This window comes from Clostridium sp. CM042 (genome assembly GCF_055080995.1).
Map to the genome: position 1 here is coordinate 119,545 of NZ_CM143646.1, position 14,154 is coordinate 133,698.

Sequence of the window (14,154 nt, forward strand, 5' to 3'; positions counted from 1 at the left end):
TAAAGTGAGTTGTTATTATGAAAGAAGAATATATCTACGTTCTAAGTGAAATAAGAAACGATTATAATAGCTTTGATTTTTTGATTATGTGTTTTAATAAAGTAAGTAATATAGAGAATAAAACAATTTATTTTGATTTCAAGAATACAATATGGTTTGATGCAAATTTATCTTCAGTATTGGGAACTATATTTATGAAGGGATTTGAGAATAAAAACACTATTTTTGTAAATAATTTAAATAACTCTATAAAAACAATTTTTAAGAAAAATAATTTTTATAAAAGATTTGGACTTGGAAAAGATATAGACATACATAATTCTACTATTAAATATACAGAGTTTAACTCCGACGATCGAAATGGCTTTTCAGAACACGTAAGAGAAGAATTAATTCCCAAAATAGATAAAAAGGTACTTATGACACCAGAATTTAAATTAGATTTTAGAAGAGCTCTTGAAGAGTTGTTTCAAAATGCAAGAACACATGGTTGTTGTGATACAATAATTACATGTGGACAATATTATCCTAATTACAAATATATTTACTTTACAATAATAGATTTAGGTATCACTATTTTAAAGAATGTATCAAAAAAACTCAATAAAAAAGTTCTTACTGGTACAGATGCAATATTGTGGGCAACTATAGAAGGTAATACGACTAGAGCAACCGGCGAAACTGGAGGTATGGGATTAGCCCTTATAATGGATTTTTTAAAGAATAATGATGGTAGGATTCAAATAATTTCATCTGACGGATACTGGGAAGAAAATTGTGGAAAACAGTATATATATTCTTTTGAAAATAAGTTTCCAGGTACTATTGTAAATATAAAAGTTAATATGAATGATAATAATTTTTATATGACGCGAAATGAAAAAGACGCTCATGAATTTATAGAAAATATTTTCTAAAATCGGGAGGTAAACTATGATAGTAAATATAAAAGAGCTTATTAATAGTGAGTTTGCTGTTTCACCAGAAGATGGCGATACAGTTTATGATAAAGTAAAGGAATTTATTTTAAGGTCTGAGAAAGTAAATTTAGACTTTTCAAATCTTGATTTAATTACAACAGCATTTTTAAACAATGCAATTGGAAAATTATTAGGGAAGTTTAATTCTGATAAATTGAATCAATTTGTAAAATTTGAAAACATATCCGATAGTGATCTATTTTTATTAAAAAAAGTTATTGAAAGAGCTAAAATGACTTTTGATAAGAAAAATGAGTATACTGAAATTATCAAGGAGGAATTTAAAGATGAGTAATATAATTACAATTTCATCGTATGAACCGAAAAAAGATGAAAAATTCTTTTTTGATACGAATGTATGGCTTTATTTATTTTGTCCAGTTGGAAATTATAATAAAGCAGTTGTTGATAAATATAATTCATTTTTTTCTAGAATATTAGCTAATAAGAGTTTAATATATACGTCTGCGATGGTTATATCGGAATTTTTCAATGTTTATTCAAGAATTGAATTTGGTATAAAACAGAATCTTAATCCAAATAAGTACAAGAATTATAAAAAAGACTTTAGAAATACTAAGGAATATGAAGTTTTTTCAGCTCAAGTATGTGGATTAATAAATGCAAAGATATTAAAATACTCAATTAGAATAGACGATAAATTTTCAACTATAAATACAAGTAATCTACTATGTCAAACCTCAAGCTATGATTTCAATGATAAATATTTTGTTGAGTTATGTAAAGACAATGATTTGAAAATAGTAACAAATGATAGAGATTTTTTGTATTTTAAGAATACTGTAGATATAATTACAAATTGGACAAGCTAAAAGTTTACTATTAAAGATAATTACATATGTTAATAAAAAGCCCCTAATTAATAAGGGCTTTTTATTATACCTAAACAAATTATAAAATATTTTATGGATATTAAACAATATAAAGTACGTGTAGTCTATGTACAAATACAACCATGACAAAGGGGTTTGTACCTCGCTCCATAGATATAAGAGGGTGAAAATTAATGATGATAAAATAGACATATGTATCTTATGGTATACTAGATATATATAAACAACTAATTAAATAATTTGCTACTATTAAGTATAATATAGCAATATTACTAATGATGGAAGGATAAATATTATGAAGACACCAAAAGTTATAAAATCTGGAGTATTAGAAATATTTAATGATTTACCATGTTATGTATTAGATGATGGACAAAGAGTTTTTAGATTATCTAGTTTGACAAAGGCTTTAAGAGAAAAGGAACATGGTAAGTTCGGTAATTATTTAGCATCATCAAATATAATTAAATATTTACCTGAAAGATTGAAACCTTTGACAGATAAAAGTCATGATAGAACTCCTCAAGGGGTTATAGAATTTGAATTTGATGAAAAAATAGAAAAAGGATACAACTCCGAAGATTTTATGGATGTATGCAGTGCATTTGTAACGGCCAACTTAAATAATGAAAAGCTATCAGAAGCTCAACAAGAAATTGTTAAGAATGCGAATAAATTTATTTTAGCTACGGCCAAGATAGGTATTATAGCCTTAATAGATGAAGTTACGGGATATCAAGCAGAAAGAAATTCTAAAGAGCTACAATTAAAAATGAAATATTTTTTAGTTGACGATATGGATAAGGCTAAAGAATGGGAAAAGACATTTCCAGATGATTTATGGTATGAATTTGGTAGATTAACAAAGTGGAAAGGAAGTTTAAAGAAGAGGCCAAAATATTGGTCAAAATTAGTTAATGCTTTAATATATGATTTATTAGATAAAGACATTGCAAAATATTTAAGAGAGATTAAACCTCCAAAATATAATCGCAATATAAAGTATTTTCAGTGGTTAAATGACCAATATGGGACTAAAGAATTAACTCAGCATATATGGCAAATTATAGGTATGGCAAAATCTTGTGAAGATATAAAGGAGTTAAAGCTTTTGGCCAGTGAAAAATTTAATAAAGAAATTGATATATAGGTTAAACTCAGGACTTTCTTATTCAGAAGGTCTTTTTATTTTATAGTGATTCTGATGTTTATAGTGGAATTTAGGGTATAGGTTATTAGTTTATACTGGCAGTCAATGGGTAATTCTAGAGGTGGATGGGAATACTGTATAAAATATAAGGTGATAGATTCATTACTTAAAAAATGGAAACAGGAGGGAATTAATATGAAAATAATTATAACTATAGATACCGAAAAAAATTATTCCAAAATTGATACACTTATTGAATCTCTTAAATTTGATTATAAATTGGAAGAAAATGGGGACATTGTTGGGAATAATTTTATAGAGAGAAATTTTAGTGAAAAAAGGGAAAAATGTAACTGATATAGAATACTTCTTTTGAAGGGGTGATTGCAATGTCAATAATTTCAACAGTTTATATACCTGAGGGGATAATTATGGCTACAGATAGTAGATTAACTGGAACATCTACATTCCCAAATGGAAATGTAGATAGACTCATACTAAGTGATAATTCTCAGAAGCTATTTCTCTTGGAGAAGGTTAATTTTGGAATATCTTGCTGTGGAGATGCAATAATTTCGGGGAAATCTGTCGGTGATTTTTTAAGAATATTTGAAATTGATGAAGTAAAAGATGCTGACACAGTTGAAGAAGTGTCGATAAAGTTAAAAGATTACACTATCAAACAGCATGGAGAGGGTGTTACATACCATGTATGTGGATATTGTGAAGATGAGCAGTTCATTTTTAGAATTGTAAATGATTCAGTCAATCGTCAAAATAAGAAAGGCTTAGATGCTCCATATGCTATTATGTGGAATGGAGAAACGGAAGCATTAGCTAAATTATTGCTTGGCAATAAACCGATGAATTTCAATTTTAACTTAATGCAGTTAAAGGATGGTATAGATTGCGCAGAGTTTTTAATTGATGTAACAATTAAATATCAAAGGTTTGATATAAGGTTAGCTACATGTGGAGGTGCTATAGATATTTTAGTAATTACAAAAGATTACGCTAAATTTATAAAACATAAAATATTAAACCCATAATTTAAAATTTAATTATTAAAACACTCGAAAGGGTGTCTTTTTTAATGCAAAAAATAAATAGATTACATGTAATCTATTTATTAACAAAGCTACGACAAGGAGCTTTCATACCTTGTACGCTAGATATAAAAAGGAGCGAATTTTAATGGAAAAAAAGAAAAAGTTGCTCAAAGATGAACAACTTAGAAGCCATAATATTTTTATTAAACCTGTTTGTACTAATGACGTTAAAAACTATTTGTATCTGTTAATGAATAAGAAATAATTTGATTTATAAATAAAATTAATTGTGGGAAATGAATAACACTCGACGGATTGTTAATAGGTCTAATTTCAACATCCTCAAGATTTAAGGCAATATCTTTCGAATCTCTAACAGTATATGAAACTTCTACTTGTTTAGAATTTGATTTTATAGGGACATCTGATATTGCTTTTATATTACCACTAATAATACCAATTGATGTTATAAATATTGGTTTAATATTTGTAATGCCTTGTTGCTTTAAACCGATAGTTAGATTATTTAATTCTTCAAATATGTTAATGTTCATAGTCGTATACTCCTTTCAATATTATTTACTAAATTATACCACTAATAATAAATATATGAAATATGCATGCAACTTTAATAGAGCCAATTTTTTAAAAAATTATTCCATCTAAATTTATTGAAATAAGAATGTGGCAGATTAAATATAGATTCGAATTGTTTGTATTTTATGGAATAACAGAAAAGTAATATCCTCTAATTGTGAATTAATTATAATCATAAACAATATATACATAGATTATATGTAGTCTATGTATAAAACAAGTAAAATCAATCGGTGTAGCGAGTTGTACACTAGATACTAAAAATAGGCGAAGAAACGGGGAATTTAGATGAAATGTTTTTAACAGCTGCAGATATCTTCTATGAAGATGCTCAGGAAAATGTAGAGAAAGCCACAGTACTATTAGAGCCAATTCTAATAATATTTTTAGGAATTATGATTGGCACGATTATATTAGCTGTTATGCTACCCATGTTAAATGTTATGGACGCTGCGGGTAAATTCTAATGAAGAAAAGCAAATTTATGAGTAGAGGATTTACATTAATTGAGATGATAATAGTTATGTCTATTATGAGCATAATTGTGGGATGTAGCGTTATTTCTGTACAATATTATAAAACAATAAAAAACAAAATAGATGCAGATTATTATTGTAATGCTGTAGTAAGTTTTATTAATAATTCAAAAATATATTGCAAAAAAAATTATTGTAGTGCAGTTATAACTTTTGATATACCAGGAAATCAAATGATGTTACATGCTGATGGGGTGCCGATAAACAATCTAGCATTATCAAATAAGATAATGTTAGATAATGTAAATGTGGACCAAAGTAAAATGGGTATTGATAATAAGGGCTATATTAAGGAGGCGTACACAATAACCTTAAAGGAAAATAATTTAGTGAAACATAAAATTACGGTGAGAGTAGGTACGGAATATATTAAAATTATTGAGTAAAAGGGGATTTACATTAGTGGAGGTATTGTGCAGCCTCGCAGTATTCTCCATTATTTTCATTTGCATGATGTCTTATGAAATAGCTTCTTTAAATATGAAAAAGGATATTAAAACTATGAATAATAATGTGATTGTAATGGAAACTTTAAAAAACAATATTATATACTCTATGACATATGAAGAATTAGAGCAGTTAAAAACAGATAATAAATTTTATATAAACAAAGAAAACATGGGCGTTGATAAGATTAAAACTGATGTAAGGAATGTGTTTTCAGATCAGCAGCCTGTTTCTGGTCCGTATATGAGCTTAACATTTTCAGGTCCAGATAAGAAGGTTTATAAGCTAAATCTTTCATTATATTCTGGCAAGCTAAACAATATTTCAGAATTACAGTGTAGTTTCTATAAAGGTGACTATAAATGAAGAAAAAGGGATTTACACTTATAGAAATAGTAGTTGCTATGGCCTTGGCATTTTTAATGGTAGGGGTGGTAGGTAGTTTGCTTATATCTTATGTGAAAAGTTATAAAAATAGTATATTACAAAACAGGGGATTTAATTATTTGAATGATGCCATATGTATAATAGAAAAAGGAGTGAATCAGAATGCCAGAGAAGTAGAAACTGCTGGAAATATTATTACAATAAATTATTACAAAGGAAGTAGTCCCAAATATATAAAACGGCTTAATGAGAAACTTATTATTTCTTCTAACAAAACGAGTAATTTGGGCAATAATACAATTATTGATGATGTGAAAGATTTTGTGGCTATAAAATCTGGGAAAATTCTTTATATTAAAGTGGTTTGGTACAACGGGCAAAGTATTGAGAGGTGTTTGGCGATAGAAAATGCAAACTAAAAAGGGATTTATATTGATTTATACGATTTTGTTAGGGATTATCTGCTTAACTATCATGATGTATATATTTGATATTCAAATGTCAGAGGTGGAGTATTCTGCAAGTAATAAAAAACATATATTAAAAGAGGATAATTATCAAAGAGACAAAGAATATTTAATGACTTTATTTTTTACTTATATTAATGAAAATAAGGAGAAAATAAAAGCAGATGGAACAACTAAGGTTTTTTGTGATTCTACAGGCGACATATCAGAGTATAAAACAATAGAGCATGATACAGCTAAGGTGATTTACTCTAAAAAAACAAATGAATTAATTTTTAAAACATTTGACCAATATAGGACAACTAGAAATGATTATTTTAAATTAGAAATTATTGATGAAAAGTTTCAGATTATATTTATAAAAACTGAATATATTTACAAAATTTGATTATATTTTTGTAAATGAGGGAGGTAAAAAATGAAATTTAGAAAAAATATGATTTTAGAAGTTTCAAAGCAAAGAATATCAGGTACAGAATTTTCTAAAAGCACTATATTAAATAAAGCTGTAAAGATTGCTTGTGAAAATACGTATTACAAGGACACTCTGAATATAAAAGATTTTAAAATTGATATAAAAGATAGAAATTTATATGTTCTTGTTGAAGGCGAGACAGTATACATTAAGCTAGTAAAATTGCCTTTAGTTAAAAAATATCTAATTAATGGTATGATTAAAAATGAATTAAGATATTATTATAAGGACATAGATCATATTGCATTTACCTATAAGTTGATTAAAGAAGACAAATTCAATATGGAAGTATTAGTTTTTTGTCTAAATGGAAATAGATTAGATATTTTAGAAGACAGCATTAATAATAATATTAATCTGAAAAAAGTAAACTTAATTCAGTTTTGCTTTAAAAACTATTATTCTAACCAAATGAATATGAGAAACTATGTACTAGTTTTTTATTATAATTGCAATTTGTATTTTTTAATATGTCATAATGATGAAATCGTGGTTAATAATATTATAAGTGTTAAGGACTTACTATTATTTAAATTCTCAAATGTAATGAACAAATTTTTAGAGCAGTACAATGATTATGCAAAACTATGTGAGAAGATATATTATGCAAATATTGAAGAATTGAATATTGATGAATTTAAATATTTAGGATTAAATCATCAAATATTAGGTGAGTTAAAGCGGGAAGAATTGCTAAAATATATAATAGTAAGAGGGTAGAAAGGTATGATAAAAAGAACATTCATTCCAAATTGGTACATAGATAAGAAAGATATTATAAGAAATAAAAAAATAAAAGTATGCATTATAGTAACTTTAATAGCAAACATTTTTTTAATATTCTTTATACTAAATATTTCTAATAAAATAAAGATTATAGAGCAAGAGCAAGTTAACGAAAATAAAAATAATATTAATGTGGTAAAAACTGATGAGCCCGGTATAATTACTATAGAAAAATACAAAGAACTCAGTGGTTTTTTTGAGGAAAAAAAGTTTAGTTACGAAAATATTATTATAACTAAAGCTGGTTTGGAAATAGACATTGAAGTTAAGAGTTATGAGGAATATGTTAATGTGATAAGATATATAGAAAATCAGTATTCAATAAAAAATTTAACTCCAAATAATAAAGATGAAGGGAATTTTAACTTCAAAGTTATATTAGAGGTATAAAAATGTGTAAAAATCGAAAATTCAAGGGAACATTAGCTATATTATTAATGTTAATGGCAATGTTATCTTTTAAACTTATTTTTGTGAAGAATAAATTTATTGAATATAAAAAACAGGTGGTATTTAATGTTTCAAAAAACGAAAATGTTACAAAGGACAAAAATGATAATAATGTGGAGAAATATGGATACAGTGATATTTTGGAATGTCTAATAGAAAACAAAGATTTTGAAATGAAATCTATTAATATGATGGAAAATGAGAAATGTAATGTTGAAGTGAATTACAAAGGAGATATAAAATTATTGGGAAGTTCATTATCTGCTTTAGATGAAAGTGAAAATTTTTTAGGGGTTAAGAGTATTAGTATTAATAAAGATACTAATACTACAAATGTAAGTATTGATTTTAAAAAGAATAAGTAATTTATAATATATCTGATTTTCTTATAAAAAATTGGATATATTTGTTTTTTGAAGCTGTATGGACTTAGAATAGTATTTTTATAAAAAAGATGCAATATTTTTAAATAATATACAATTATATTTGCAAATGTCATTAAGTTTTGATAAAATAATATTGTTCCACTGTAATGTTTTTATCTAGAGTGGTTATAAAAATTGGTATTAATTTATCGAGTAAGGTTATAATATAAATGGTTAATTGAATTACTAATGAATTTTGGAGGGATACACAATGATATCAGCGGGAGACATAAGAAAAGGAACTACATTTGATGAAGGTGGACAAGTTTACACCGTAATAGATTTTTTGCATGTAAAACCAGGTAAGGGAGCTGCATTTGTTAGAACTAAATTAAGAAATGTTATTAACCAAGGGGTTACAGAAAAAACATTTAACCCAACTACAAAATTGCAAGAAGCAGTTATAGAAAGAAAAGAAATGCAATATTTATATGCATCAGAAGGATTATACTACTTTATGGATCAAGAAACATTTGAACAAATACCACTTAACTATGAAAAAGTAGAAGATGCCATAAAATACTTAAAAGAAAATATGTTTGCTATAATAAAATTTTATAAGGATGATGCTTTTTCAGTAGAAGCTCCAAACTTTGTAGAATTAGTTATAACTAGCACTGAACCTGGAGTTAGAGGTAACACATCTTCAAGTGTAACAAAACCCGCTACTGTGGAAACAGGTGCAATAATTCAAGTTCCAATGTTCGTTAATGAAGGTGAAACTATAAGAATAGATACTAGAAATGGCGACTACATGCTAAGAGTATAAATCATATATTTTAAAAGAACCAATTTGGTTCTTTTTTTTTGTTCTTTTTTTGAGGGTTAAGACATATATTTTTTTCAGATGACTAAATTAATTTGAATCACATTAAAAAAATAGATTATATGGAATATTTTACAAGGTGGTAAAATAGAAATTATATATGAGAGGGTGAGAAAAATGTTGGCTACAAAAGATTTATTTGAAATATTACCTAAGACTATTAGAAGTAAATTGGAACAGATTGATAATTTGCAGCAACTTGAAGAAATTAGGATAAAAGTAAACAAGCCTCTGTTTATTCATATTGGAAGTAAAGAAGAAATCTGGGATTATATCGCAACTCCAGAAGATATAAAATACATAATGCAGAGGATAAGCAATTACTCAATATATGCTTTTGAAGATGAAATTAGACAAGGATATATAACTATAAAAGGTGGACATAGGGTTGGACTATGTGGGATTTGTGTTATTGAAAACAATAGCATTAAAACTATTAAAGACATTTCATCTATAAACATAAGAGCATGTAAAGAAATTATCGGCTGTGCTGATAAAGTGATGCCTTATATTACTTATAATAATTTAGTACACAATACAATTATTATATCTCCTCCTAAATGTGGTAAAACGACTCTACTTAGAGATATTTCGAGGCAAATATCACAGGGGGATAAAAATAAAAATTTTAACGGTGAAAATGTTTCTATAATTGACGAACGATCAGAAATAGCTGGATCTTTTAAAGGAATACCGCAAATGGATGTGGGAGTGCGTTCGGATGTGTTAGATAATTGTCCAAAGAGCCAAGGAATTATGATGGCAATTAGAAGTATGTCACCTGATGTTATAGTTTGTGATGAAATTGGAACCCAAAAGGATATGGAGAGTATTTTAATGGCATTAAATTCTGGAATTAGTTTAATTACAACTATTCATGGCTTCGGAATTGAGGATTTGTATAAAAGATTAGTTTTTAAAGATATTGTGGAAAATTACGTATTTTCAAGAGGTATAGTTCTTAGTAACAAAAAAGGAATTGGAACAATAGAGTGTATTTATGATTTTACTAAGGGTAAAGATATATGGAGGTCATAATATGATTAAAATAATTGGATGTGCTGTAATATTAGGTGCTTCAACTATGGCTGGATTTATATACAGTGAAAGATTAAAGTATAGGGTTTTTCAGTTAAATGAAGTTCAAAGGGCAGTTTATCAACTACAAAATGAAATAACTTATGTACATGCTCTTTTGCCGGATGCTTTTAAAAATATAGCACATAAAAGTAAAGAGCCTATAAAGGAACTTTTTAATAAAACCAGTGAATTACTATCTGACAATGAATATGAGAATGTATATGAGGCCACGAATAGTGCAGTAAACTTAATGAAAAATAGATTATATTTAAACTCTGATGACATAAATGTTATTTTAGATTTAACTAAAACCTTAGGAGAATCTGATATTGAAGGGCAAAATAATATTTTTTCTTTGACTATAGCAAATTTAAAAAAACAAATTAAAATATCAGAAGAATTTATGAACAAAAATATAAAAATGTACAGATATTTAGGATTTTCTTTTGGAGCAATGCTGGTAATAGTACTAATATAGGGAGGAGGTTTTTAAGTGTTAGATGTTGGTTTGCTGTTTAAAATAGGGGCAACAGGTATTCTAATCATTATTATTGATAAGGTTTTAAAAAGTGGCGGCAAGGAGGATATTGCTGTAGTTGCAAATTTAGCAGGAGTAATTCTACTCCTTATAATGGTGATAAATTTAGTAAACAAGCTATTTGCTTCTGTAAAAACTTTGTTTCAGTTTTAGGAGGATATAATGGAAATAATTAAAATTGTTGCATTTGCTTTCACAGCATTATTTATTGTACTTATATTTAAAGGTAGAAGGGATGATTTAGCTATTCAAGTTAGCATTGCAGCCGGAATATTAATTTTTTTATTTATGATAAACAAACTTACAATAATAATGGGTTTTTTGCAAACATTAGCAAATAAGGCCAATATTGATGTTGTGTATTTAAACACAGTTTTTAAAATACTTGGCATTGCCTATTTAGCTTCCTTTTGTAGTGAAATTTGCAGGGATGCTGGTGAGAATAGCATTGCAGCTAAGGTGGAATTTTCTGGGAAAATATTAATTTTAGTTTTGGCAATTCCTATTTTGATGGCAGTAATGCAATCTATTTTGAAAATAATGTAGAGGTATAGTATGAAAAAAATATTACTAATTTTAATGCAGAGGTATAATATGAAAAAAATAATAATAATTTTACTATTTTTAATATGTTTGCCTATTAGTGTACAAGCCACACAACCAGGTAAACTAGGAGAAAAAGAAGAAAAAGAAATAAGCAATTTATATGAGTATATTACTAACATAAAAACAAAATATGAAATATTTAATGATATGGACCCACGAACTTTTGTAGAACAATTTATAAAAACTGGTGAAAATGGTTTTAGTTTTAAAGAAACATCTAATTACGTTATTAGATTCACATTTAAAGAAGTGGTTGCATCAATGGAGTTAATAGGTAGTCTTATGATTATTGCGATTATATGCGCGTTACTTAATAATCTTCAAAGTGCCTTTAATAAAGAGGGTTTATCTAATATCGCTTATTTTGCGTGTTATGGTGTAATGATCGTGATGATAACTAAAAGCTTTTATATAGTAGTAGAACTGGCTAAAAATACTATTCTTAATATGACAGATTTTATGGCGGCACTTATGCCAGTATTAATGATGCTCCTAGCTAGTGTGGGAGGATTTGCAGAAGCAACCTTACTAGATCCTATAATAATGGGTTTTGCTACCCTAAGTTCTAGAATTTATGTAGATATGATCATTCCTATAATATTTATGAGCTTTGTTCTTCAATTTGTTAAGAACATATCCAGTGATTATAAGATAAATAATTTAACAAAGCTTTTTAAGCAAATTGCTATTTGGTCACAAGGAATAGTGATGACAGTATTTATTGGGGTAATTAGTTTAAGAAGCATAGCGGCAAAAACCATAGATCAAGTTACTATAAAAACAGCAAAATTTGCAGTAGATAATTTTATACCTGTAGTTGGAAAATGTTTATCTGATGCGATTTCAACGGTAGCCGGATACTCACTTCTTTTAAAAAATGCTATAAGTGGGTTAGGGTTAGTTATTATTATAGTAATTGTTTTATTCCCTATTATAAAACTGTTAATTATGGCTTTTTTATATAAATTTGCAGCTGCATTAATTGAACCAATAAGTGACAGCCGCACAGTAGATTGTATGAATTCAGTAGGTGATTCTATTCTTCTTTTAATGTCCTGTGTAATATCAGTAAGTGTAATGTTTTTCATAATGGTTGCAATAGTAGCTTCAACTGGGAAAGGCATAATAAGCTAATAATCAAGAAAAATATTTAGCGTGATATGTCAATTTGCTCATAAAGGAGGTGGTGATAATTTGATAGAATTATTAAAAGTCTGGGTAACAAACATTACCATTGCTATATTTTTCATTACTGCAGTGGAGATGATTTTACCAGACAATAGCATGAAAAAATATGCTAAATTTGTATTAGGACTGATGTTAATTGTGGTAATTATAAATCCTATAATGAAGATTTTTGATAAGGACTTTGATTTTAACGCTTATTCAAATAAAGCAACAACTTACATGGAGGGTAGTAATCCCGAAAAAGATATTAAAAAGTATAAAGATATTAATATACTTAATACAACAGAAAATTTTAAAAAGAATTTAGAGAATGAATGTATTATAAACTTAGAAGAGGAATATCCAGAAAATAAGTATAATGCTGATATAGAGATTGTTTACGATAATAAAGATCAAATATTTAATATTAGTACGGTTGAAATTGGAATTGCAGAAAAAGGGGTTAAAAATATAGAAAACATAGAGATTAATACAAAAAGTGTAAATGCATCTAAAAAAAATATTATTCAGGGTGAACAAGGAAACAAAATAAAGAGGCTCCTAAGTAGTAAATTCAAGATACCTGGTGATGATATTACTGTTTATAAATTAAATTCATAAAACCTATAATTGTTAATCAGTATATAAAAGTAAGAAAGGAGGGGGGGATTCTATGAACAATGATAATTTGCTTAGTAAATTTACTGAGTATATTAAAACAAAATTAAATAGTGGTCAAGGCAACAATAAAAACGATAAAATCAAAAAATCTGACAAGCTATTGGGAAACTTGGTATTAGTGATTTTAGTGGCAGTTGTAATAATTTTAGCAAGTAGTTTTTTTAAATCTCCAAAGCAAACTTCAGCTGTCGCAGGAGATGCACAAAATGATAAAATTGTTAAGGAAAATAAAGCACTACAGTTAAATGATTATGAAGCACAATTAGAAAGCAAACTTAAATCAACACTTGAAGGAATTGAAGGAGTTGGAAAGGTACAGCTTATGATCTATTTTGAGAGCGGAGAGGAGAGTGTTCCAGCAGTAAATGTTAATGATTCTAAAAGTCTTACACAAGAAAATGATACAACAGGCGGAAAAAGAAACATCACTCAAGAAAACAACGGAAGTACTGTTGTTATGTCCAATAATGGAAATGAAAATGCACCATTAATTGTAAAGAAATTTAAGCCTGTCATTACTGGTGTATGTGTAGTGGCAGAAGGATCAAATGAAAAAGTCACTGAACTTAGAATTAGTCAGGCGGTAATTAATTTATTTAATTTACCTAAAAGCAAAGTTAATGTATATCCTATGAATAAGTAGCATATAATTT

At 27.2% G+C, this 14,154-nt stretch carries 23 protein-coding genes; 22 read left to right on the forward strand and 1 reads right to left on the reverse strand.

What is annotated here, in order from left to right; all coding sequences use genetic code 11:
* Window positions 1–17: 17 nt before the first annotated feature.
* The 6 genes from ACWJJ7_RS00630 (at window position 18) to ACWJJ7_RS00655 (ending at window position 4,033) form a co-directional block, all read left to right on the forward strand.
* Complete coding sequence (locus tag ACWJJ7_RS00630; protein ID WP_462963465.1) at window positions 18–917, forward strand: hypothetical protein; 900 nt, start codon at window positions 18–20, stop codon at window positions 915–917.
* 16 nt (window positions 918–933) lie between these two features.
* Entirely contained in the window at window positions 934–1,275 is a 342-nt protein-coding gene (locus tag ACWJJ7_RS00635) for an STAS-like domain-containing protein (RefSeq protein ID WP_462963466.1), read from the forward strand.
* Entirely contained in the window at window positions 1,268–1,813 is a 546-nt protein-coding gene (locus ACWJJ7_RS00640) for a type II toxin-antitoxin system VapC family toxin (protein WP_462963467.1), read from the forward strand. Before ACWJJ7_RS00635 ends, ACWJJ7_RS00640 begins: the two co-directional genes overlap by 8 nt.
* A gap of 316 nt (window positions 1,814–2,129) precedes the next feature.
* Window positions 2,130–2,984 (forward strand): P63C domain-containing protein, encoded by an 855-nt coding sequence (locus ACWJJ7_RS00645; RefSeq protein ID WP_462963468.1) that lies wholly within the window; start codon window positions 2,130–2,132, stop codon window positions 2,982–2,984.
* Between the two features lie 105 nt (window positions 2,985–3,089).
* The gene (locus ACWJJ7_RS00650) at window positions 3,090–3,341 is read left to right on the forward strand and encodes a hypothetical protein (RefSeq protein WP_462963469.1); all 252 of its coding nucleotides are present in this window, start codon (window positions 3,090–3,092) and stop codon (window positions 3,339–3,341) included.
* Between the two features lie 32 nt (window positions 3,342–3,373).
* Window positions 3,374–4,033, forward strand: coding sequence for a hypothetical protein (locus ACWJJ7_RS00655; RefSeq protein ID WP_462963470.1), 660 nt, complete (start codon window positions 3,374–3,376; stop codon window positions 4,031–4,033).
* Between the two features lie 227 nt (window positions 4,034–4,260).
* On the opposite strand, the gene ACWJJ7_RS00660 is transcribed toward ACWJJ7_RS00655, so the two are convergent.
* Window positions 4,261–4,587 carry a hypothetical protein gene (locus tag ACWJJ7_RS00660; protein WP_462963471.1) on the reverse strand — a complete coding sequence of 109 codons (327 nt, stop codon included), beginning with the start codon at window positions 4,585–4,587 and terminating at the stop codon, window positions 4,261–4,263.
* Between the two features lie 306 nt (window positions 4,588–4,893).
* Here ACWJJ7_RS00660 and ACWJJ7_RS00665 point away from each other — a divergent pair, with 306 nt between their 5' ends.
* From ACWJJ7_RS00665 to spoIIIAG, 16 genes are all read left to right on the forward strand, one after another.
* On the forward strand, window positions 4,894–5,097 hold the full coding sequence (locus tag ACWJJ7_RS00665) for a type II secretion system F family protein (protein ID WP_462965052.1): 204 nt from the start codon (window positions 4,894–4,896) through the stop codon (window positions 5,095–5,097).
* Window positions 5,097–5,552, forward strand: a complete 456-nt coding sequence (locus ACWJJ7_RS00670) for a prepilin-type N-terminal cleavage/methylation domain-containing protein (protein ID WP_462963472.1) — start codon at window positions 5,097–5,099, stop codon at window positions 5,550–5,552. Before ACWJJ7_RS00665 ends, ACWJJ7_RS00670 begins: the two co-directional genes overlap by 1 nt.
* On the forward strand, window positions 5,545–5,979 hold the full coding sequence (locus ACWJJ7_RS00675; protein WP_462963473.1) for a prepilin-type N-terminal cleavage/methylation domain-containing protein: 435 nt from the start codon (window positions 5,545–5,547) through the stop codon (window positions 5,977–5,979). Before ACWJJ7_RS00670 ends, ACWJJ7_RS00675 begins: the two co-directional genes overlap by 8 nt.
* A complete protein-coding gene (locus tag ACWJJ7_RS00680) occupies window positions 5,976–6,419 on the forward strand; it encodes a prepilin-type N-terminal cleavage/methylation domain-containing protein (protein WP_462963474.1) in 444 nt (147 codons plus the stop codon). Before ACWJJ7_RS00675 ends, ACWJJ7_RS00680 begins: the two co-directional genes overlap by 4 nt.
* Window positions 6,409–6,855, forward strand: coding sequence for a hypothetical protein (locus tag ACWJJ7_RS00685; RefSeq protein WP_462963475.1), 447 nt, complete (start codon window positions 6,409–6,411; stop codon window positions 6,853–6,855). Before ACWJJ7_RS00680 ends, ACWJJ7_RS00685 begins: the two co-directional genes overlap by 11 nt.
* 30 nt (window positions 6,856–6,885) lie before the next feature.
* Window positions 6,886–7,662, forward strand: a complete 777-nt coding sequence (locus tag ACWJJ7_RS00690; RefSeq protein WP_462963476.1) for a hypothetical protein — start codon at window positions 6,886–6,888, stop codon at window positions 7,660–7,662.
* 6 nt (window positions 7,663–7,668) lie between these two features.
* Entirely contained in the window at window positions 7,669–8,118 is a 450-nt protein-coding gene (locus tag ACWJJ7_RS00695; protein ID WP_462963477.1) for a hypothetical protein, read from the forward strand.
* A 2-nt stretch (window positions 8,119–8,120) separates the two neighbouring features.
* Entirely contained in the window at window positions 8,121–8,543 is a 423-nt protein-coding gene (locus tag ACWJJ7_RS00700) for a hypothetical protein (RefSeq protein WP_462963478.1), read from the forward strand.
* A 271-nt stretch (window positions 8,544–8,814) separates the two neighbouring features.
* A complete protein-coding gene (efp, locus tag ACWJJ7_RS00705; protein ID WP_165412085.1) occupies window positions 8,815–9,372 on the forward strand; it encodes an elongation factor P in 558 nt (185 codons plus the stop codon).
* Window positions 9,373–9,546: 174 nt separating this feature from the next.
* Complete coding sequence (gene spoIIIAA, locus ACWJJ7_RS00710; RefSeq protein ID WP_462963479.1) at window positions 9,547–10,467, forward strand: stage III sporulation protein AA; 921 nt, start codon at window positions 9,547–9,549, stop codon at window positions 10,465–10,467.
* A 1-nt stretch (window position 10,468) separates the two neighbouring features.
* The gene (spoIIIAB, locus tag ACWJJ7_RS00715) at window positions 10,469–10,987 is read left to right on the forward strand and encodes a stage III sporulation protein SpoIIIAB (RefSeq protein ID WP_462963480.1); all 519 of its coding nucleotides are present in this window, start codon (window positions 10,469–10,471) and stop codon (window positions 10,985–10,987) included.
* A gap of 15 nt (window positions 10,988–11,002) precedes the next feature.
* Entirely contained in the window at window positions 11,003–11,200 is a 198-nt protein-coding gene (gene spoIIIAC, locus ACWJJ7_RS00720) for a stage III sporulation protein AC (RefSeq protein WP_165412083.1), read from the forward strand.
* A 9-nt stretch (window positions 11,201–11,209) separates the two neighbouring features.
* Entirely contained in the window at window positions 11,210–11,593 is a 384-nt protein-coding gene (gene spoIIIAD, locus ACWJJ7_RS00725; protein WP_462963481.1) for a stage III sporulation protein AD, read from the forward strand.
* A gap of 48 nt (window positions 11,594–11,641) precedes the next feature.
* Entirely contained in the window at window positions 11,642–12,787 is a 1,146-nt protein-coding gene (spoIIIAE, locus tag ACWJJ7_RS00730) for a stage III sporulation protein AE (RefSeq protein ID WP_462965053.1), read from the forward strand.
* 60 nt (window positions 12,788–12,847) lie between these two features.
* On the forward strand, window positions 12,848–13,441 hold the full coding sequence (gene spoIIIAF / locus ACWJJ7_RS00735; RefSeq protein ID WP_462963482.1) for a stage III sporulation protein AF: 594 nt from the start codon (window positions 12,848–12,850) through the stop codon (window positions 13,439–13,441).
* A 52-nt stretch (window positions 13,442–13,493) separates the two neighbouring features.
* Complete coding sequence (spoIIIAG, locus tag ACWJJ7_RS00740; protein ID WP_462963483.1) at window positions 13,494–14,144, forward strand: stage III sporulation protein AG; 651 nt, start codon at window positions 13,494–13,496, stop codon at window positions 14,142–14,144.
* Window positions 14,145–14,154 lie beyond the last annotated feature (10 nt).

Excerpts from the sequence above, each read along its gene's own strand:
- ACWJJ7_RS00630 (WP_462963465.1), top strand. The coding sequence starts at position 18 with ATGAAAGAAGAATATATCTACGTTCTAAGTGAAATAAGAAACGATTAT.
- ACWJJ7_RS00635 (WP_462963466.1), top strand. The coding sequence starts at position 934 with ATGATAGTAAATATAAAAGAGCTTATTAATAGTGAGTTTGCTGTTTCA.
- ACWJJ7_RS00640 (WP_462963467.1), top strand. The coding sequence starts at position 1,268 with ATGAGTAATATAATTACAATTTCATCGTATGAACCGAAAAAAGATGAA.
- ACWJJ7_RS00645 (WP_462963468.1), top strand. The coding sequence starts at position 2,130 with ATGAAGACACCAAAAGTTATAAAATCTGGAGTATTAGAAATATTTAAT.
- ACWJJ7_RS00650 (WP_462963469.1), top strand. The coding sequence starts at position 3,090 with ATGGGTAATTCTAGAGGTGGATGGGAATACTGTATAAAATATAAGGTG.
- ACWJJ7_RS00655 (WP_462963470.1), top strand. The coding sequence starts at position 3,374 with ATGTCAATAATTTCAACAGTTTATATACCTGAGGGGATAATTATGGCT.
- ACWJJ7_RS00660 (WP_462963471.1), bottom strand. The coding sequence starts at position 4,587 with ATGAACATTAACATATTTGAAGAATTAAATAATCTAACTATCGGTTTA.
- ACWJJ7_RS00670 (WP_462963472.1), top strand. The coding sequence starts at position 5,097 with ATGAAGAAAAGCAAATTTATGAGTAGAGGATTTACATTAATTGAGATG.
- ACWJJ7_RS00680 (WP_462963474.1), top strand. The coding sequence starts at position 5,976 with ATGAAGAAAAAGGGATTTACACTTATAGAAATAGTAGTTGCTATGGCC.
- ACWJJ7_RS00685 (WP_462963475.1), top strand. The coding sequence starts at position 6,409 with ATGCAAACTAAAAAGGGATTTATATTGATTTATACGATTTTGTTAGGG.
- ACWJJ7_RS00690 (WP_462963476.1), top strand. The coding sequence starts at position 6,886 with ATGAAATTTAGAAAAAATATGATTTTAGAAGTTTCAAAGCAAAGAATA.
- ACWJJ7_RS00695 (WP_462963477.1), top strand. The coding sequence starts at position 7,669 with ATGATAAAAAGAACATTCATTCCAAATTGGTACATAGATAAGAAAGAT.
- ACWJJ7_RS00700 (WP_462963478.1), top strand. The coding sequence starts at position 8,121 with ATGTGTAAAAATCGAAAATTCAAGGGAACATTAGCTATATTATTAATG.
- efp (WP_165412085.1), top strand. The coding sequence starts at position 8,815 with ATGATATCAGCGGGAGACATAAGAAAAGGAACTACATTTGATGAAGGT.
- spoIIIAA (WP_462963479.1), top strand. The coding sequence starts at position 9,547 with ATGTTGGCTACAAAAGATTTATTTGAAATATTACCTAAGACTATTAGA.
- spoIIIAB (WP_462963480.1), top strand. The coding sequence starts at position 10,469 with ATGATTAAAATAATTGGATGTGCTGTAATATTAGGTGCTTCAACTATG.
- spoIIIAD (WP_462963481.1), top strand. The coding sequence starts at position 11,210 with ATGGAAATAATTAAAATTGTTGCATTTGCTTTCACAGCATTATTTATT.
- spoIIIAE (WP_462965053.1), top strand. The coding sequence starts at position 11,642 with ATGAAAAAAATAATAATAATTTTACTATTTTTAATATGTTTGCCTATT.
- spoIIIAG (WP_462963483.1), top strand. The coding sequence starts at position 13,494 with ATGAACAATGATAATTTGCTTAGTAAATTTACTGAGTATATTAAAACA.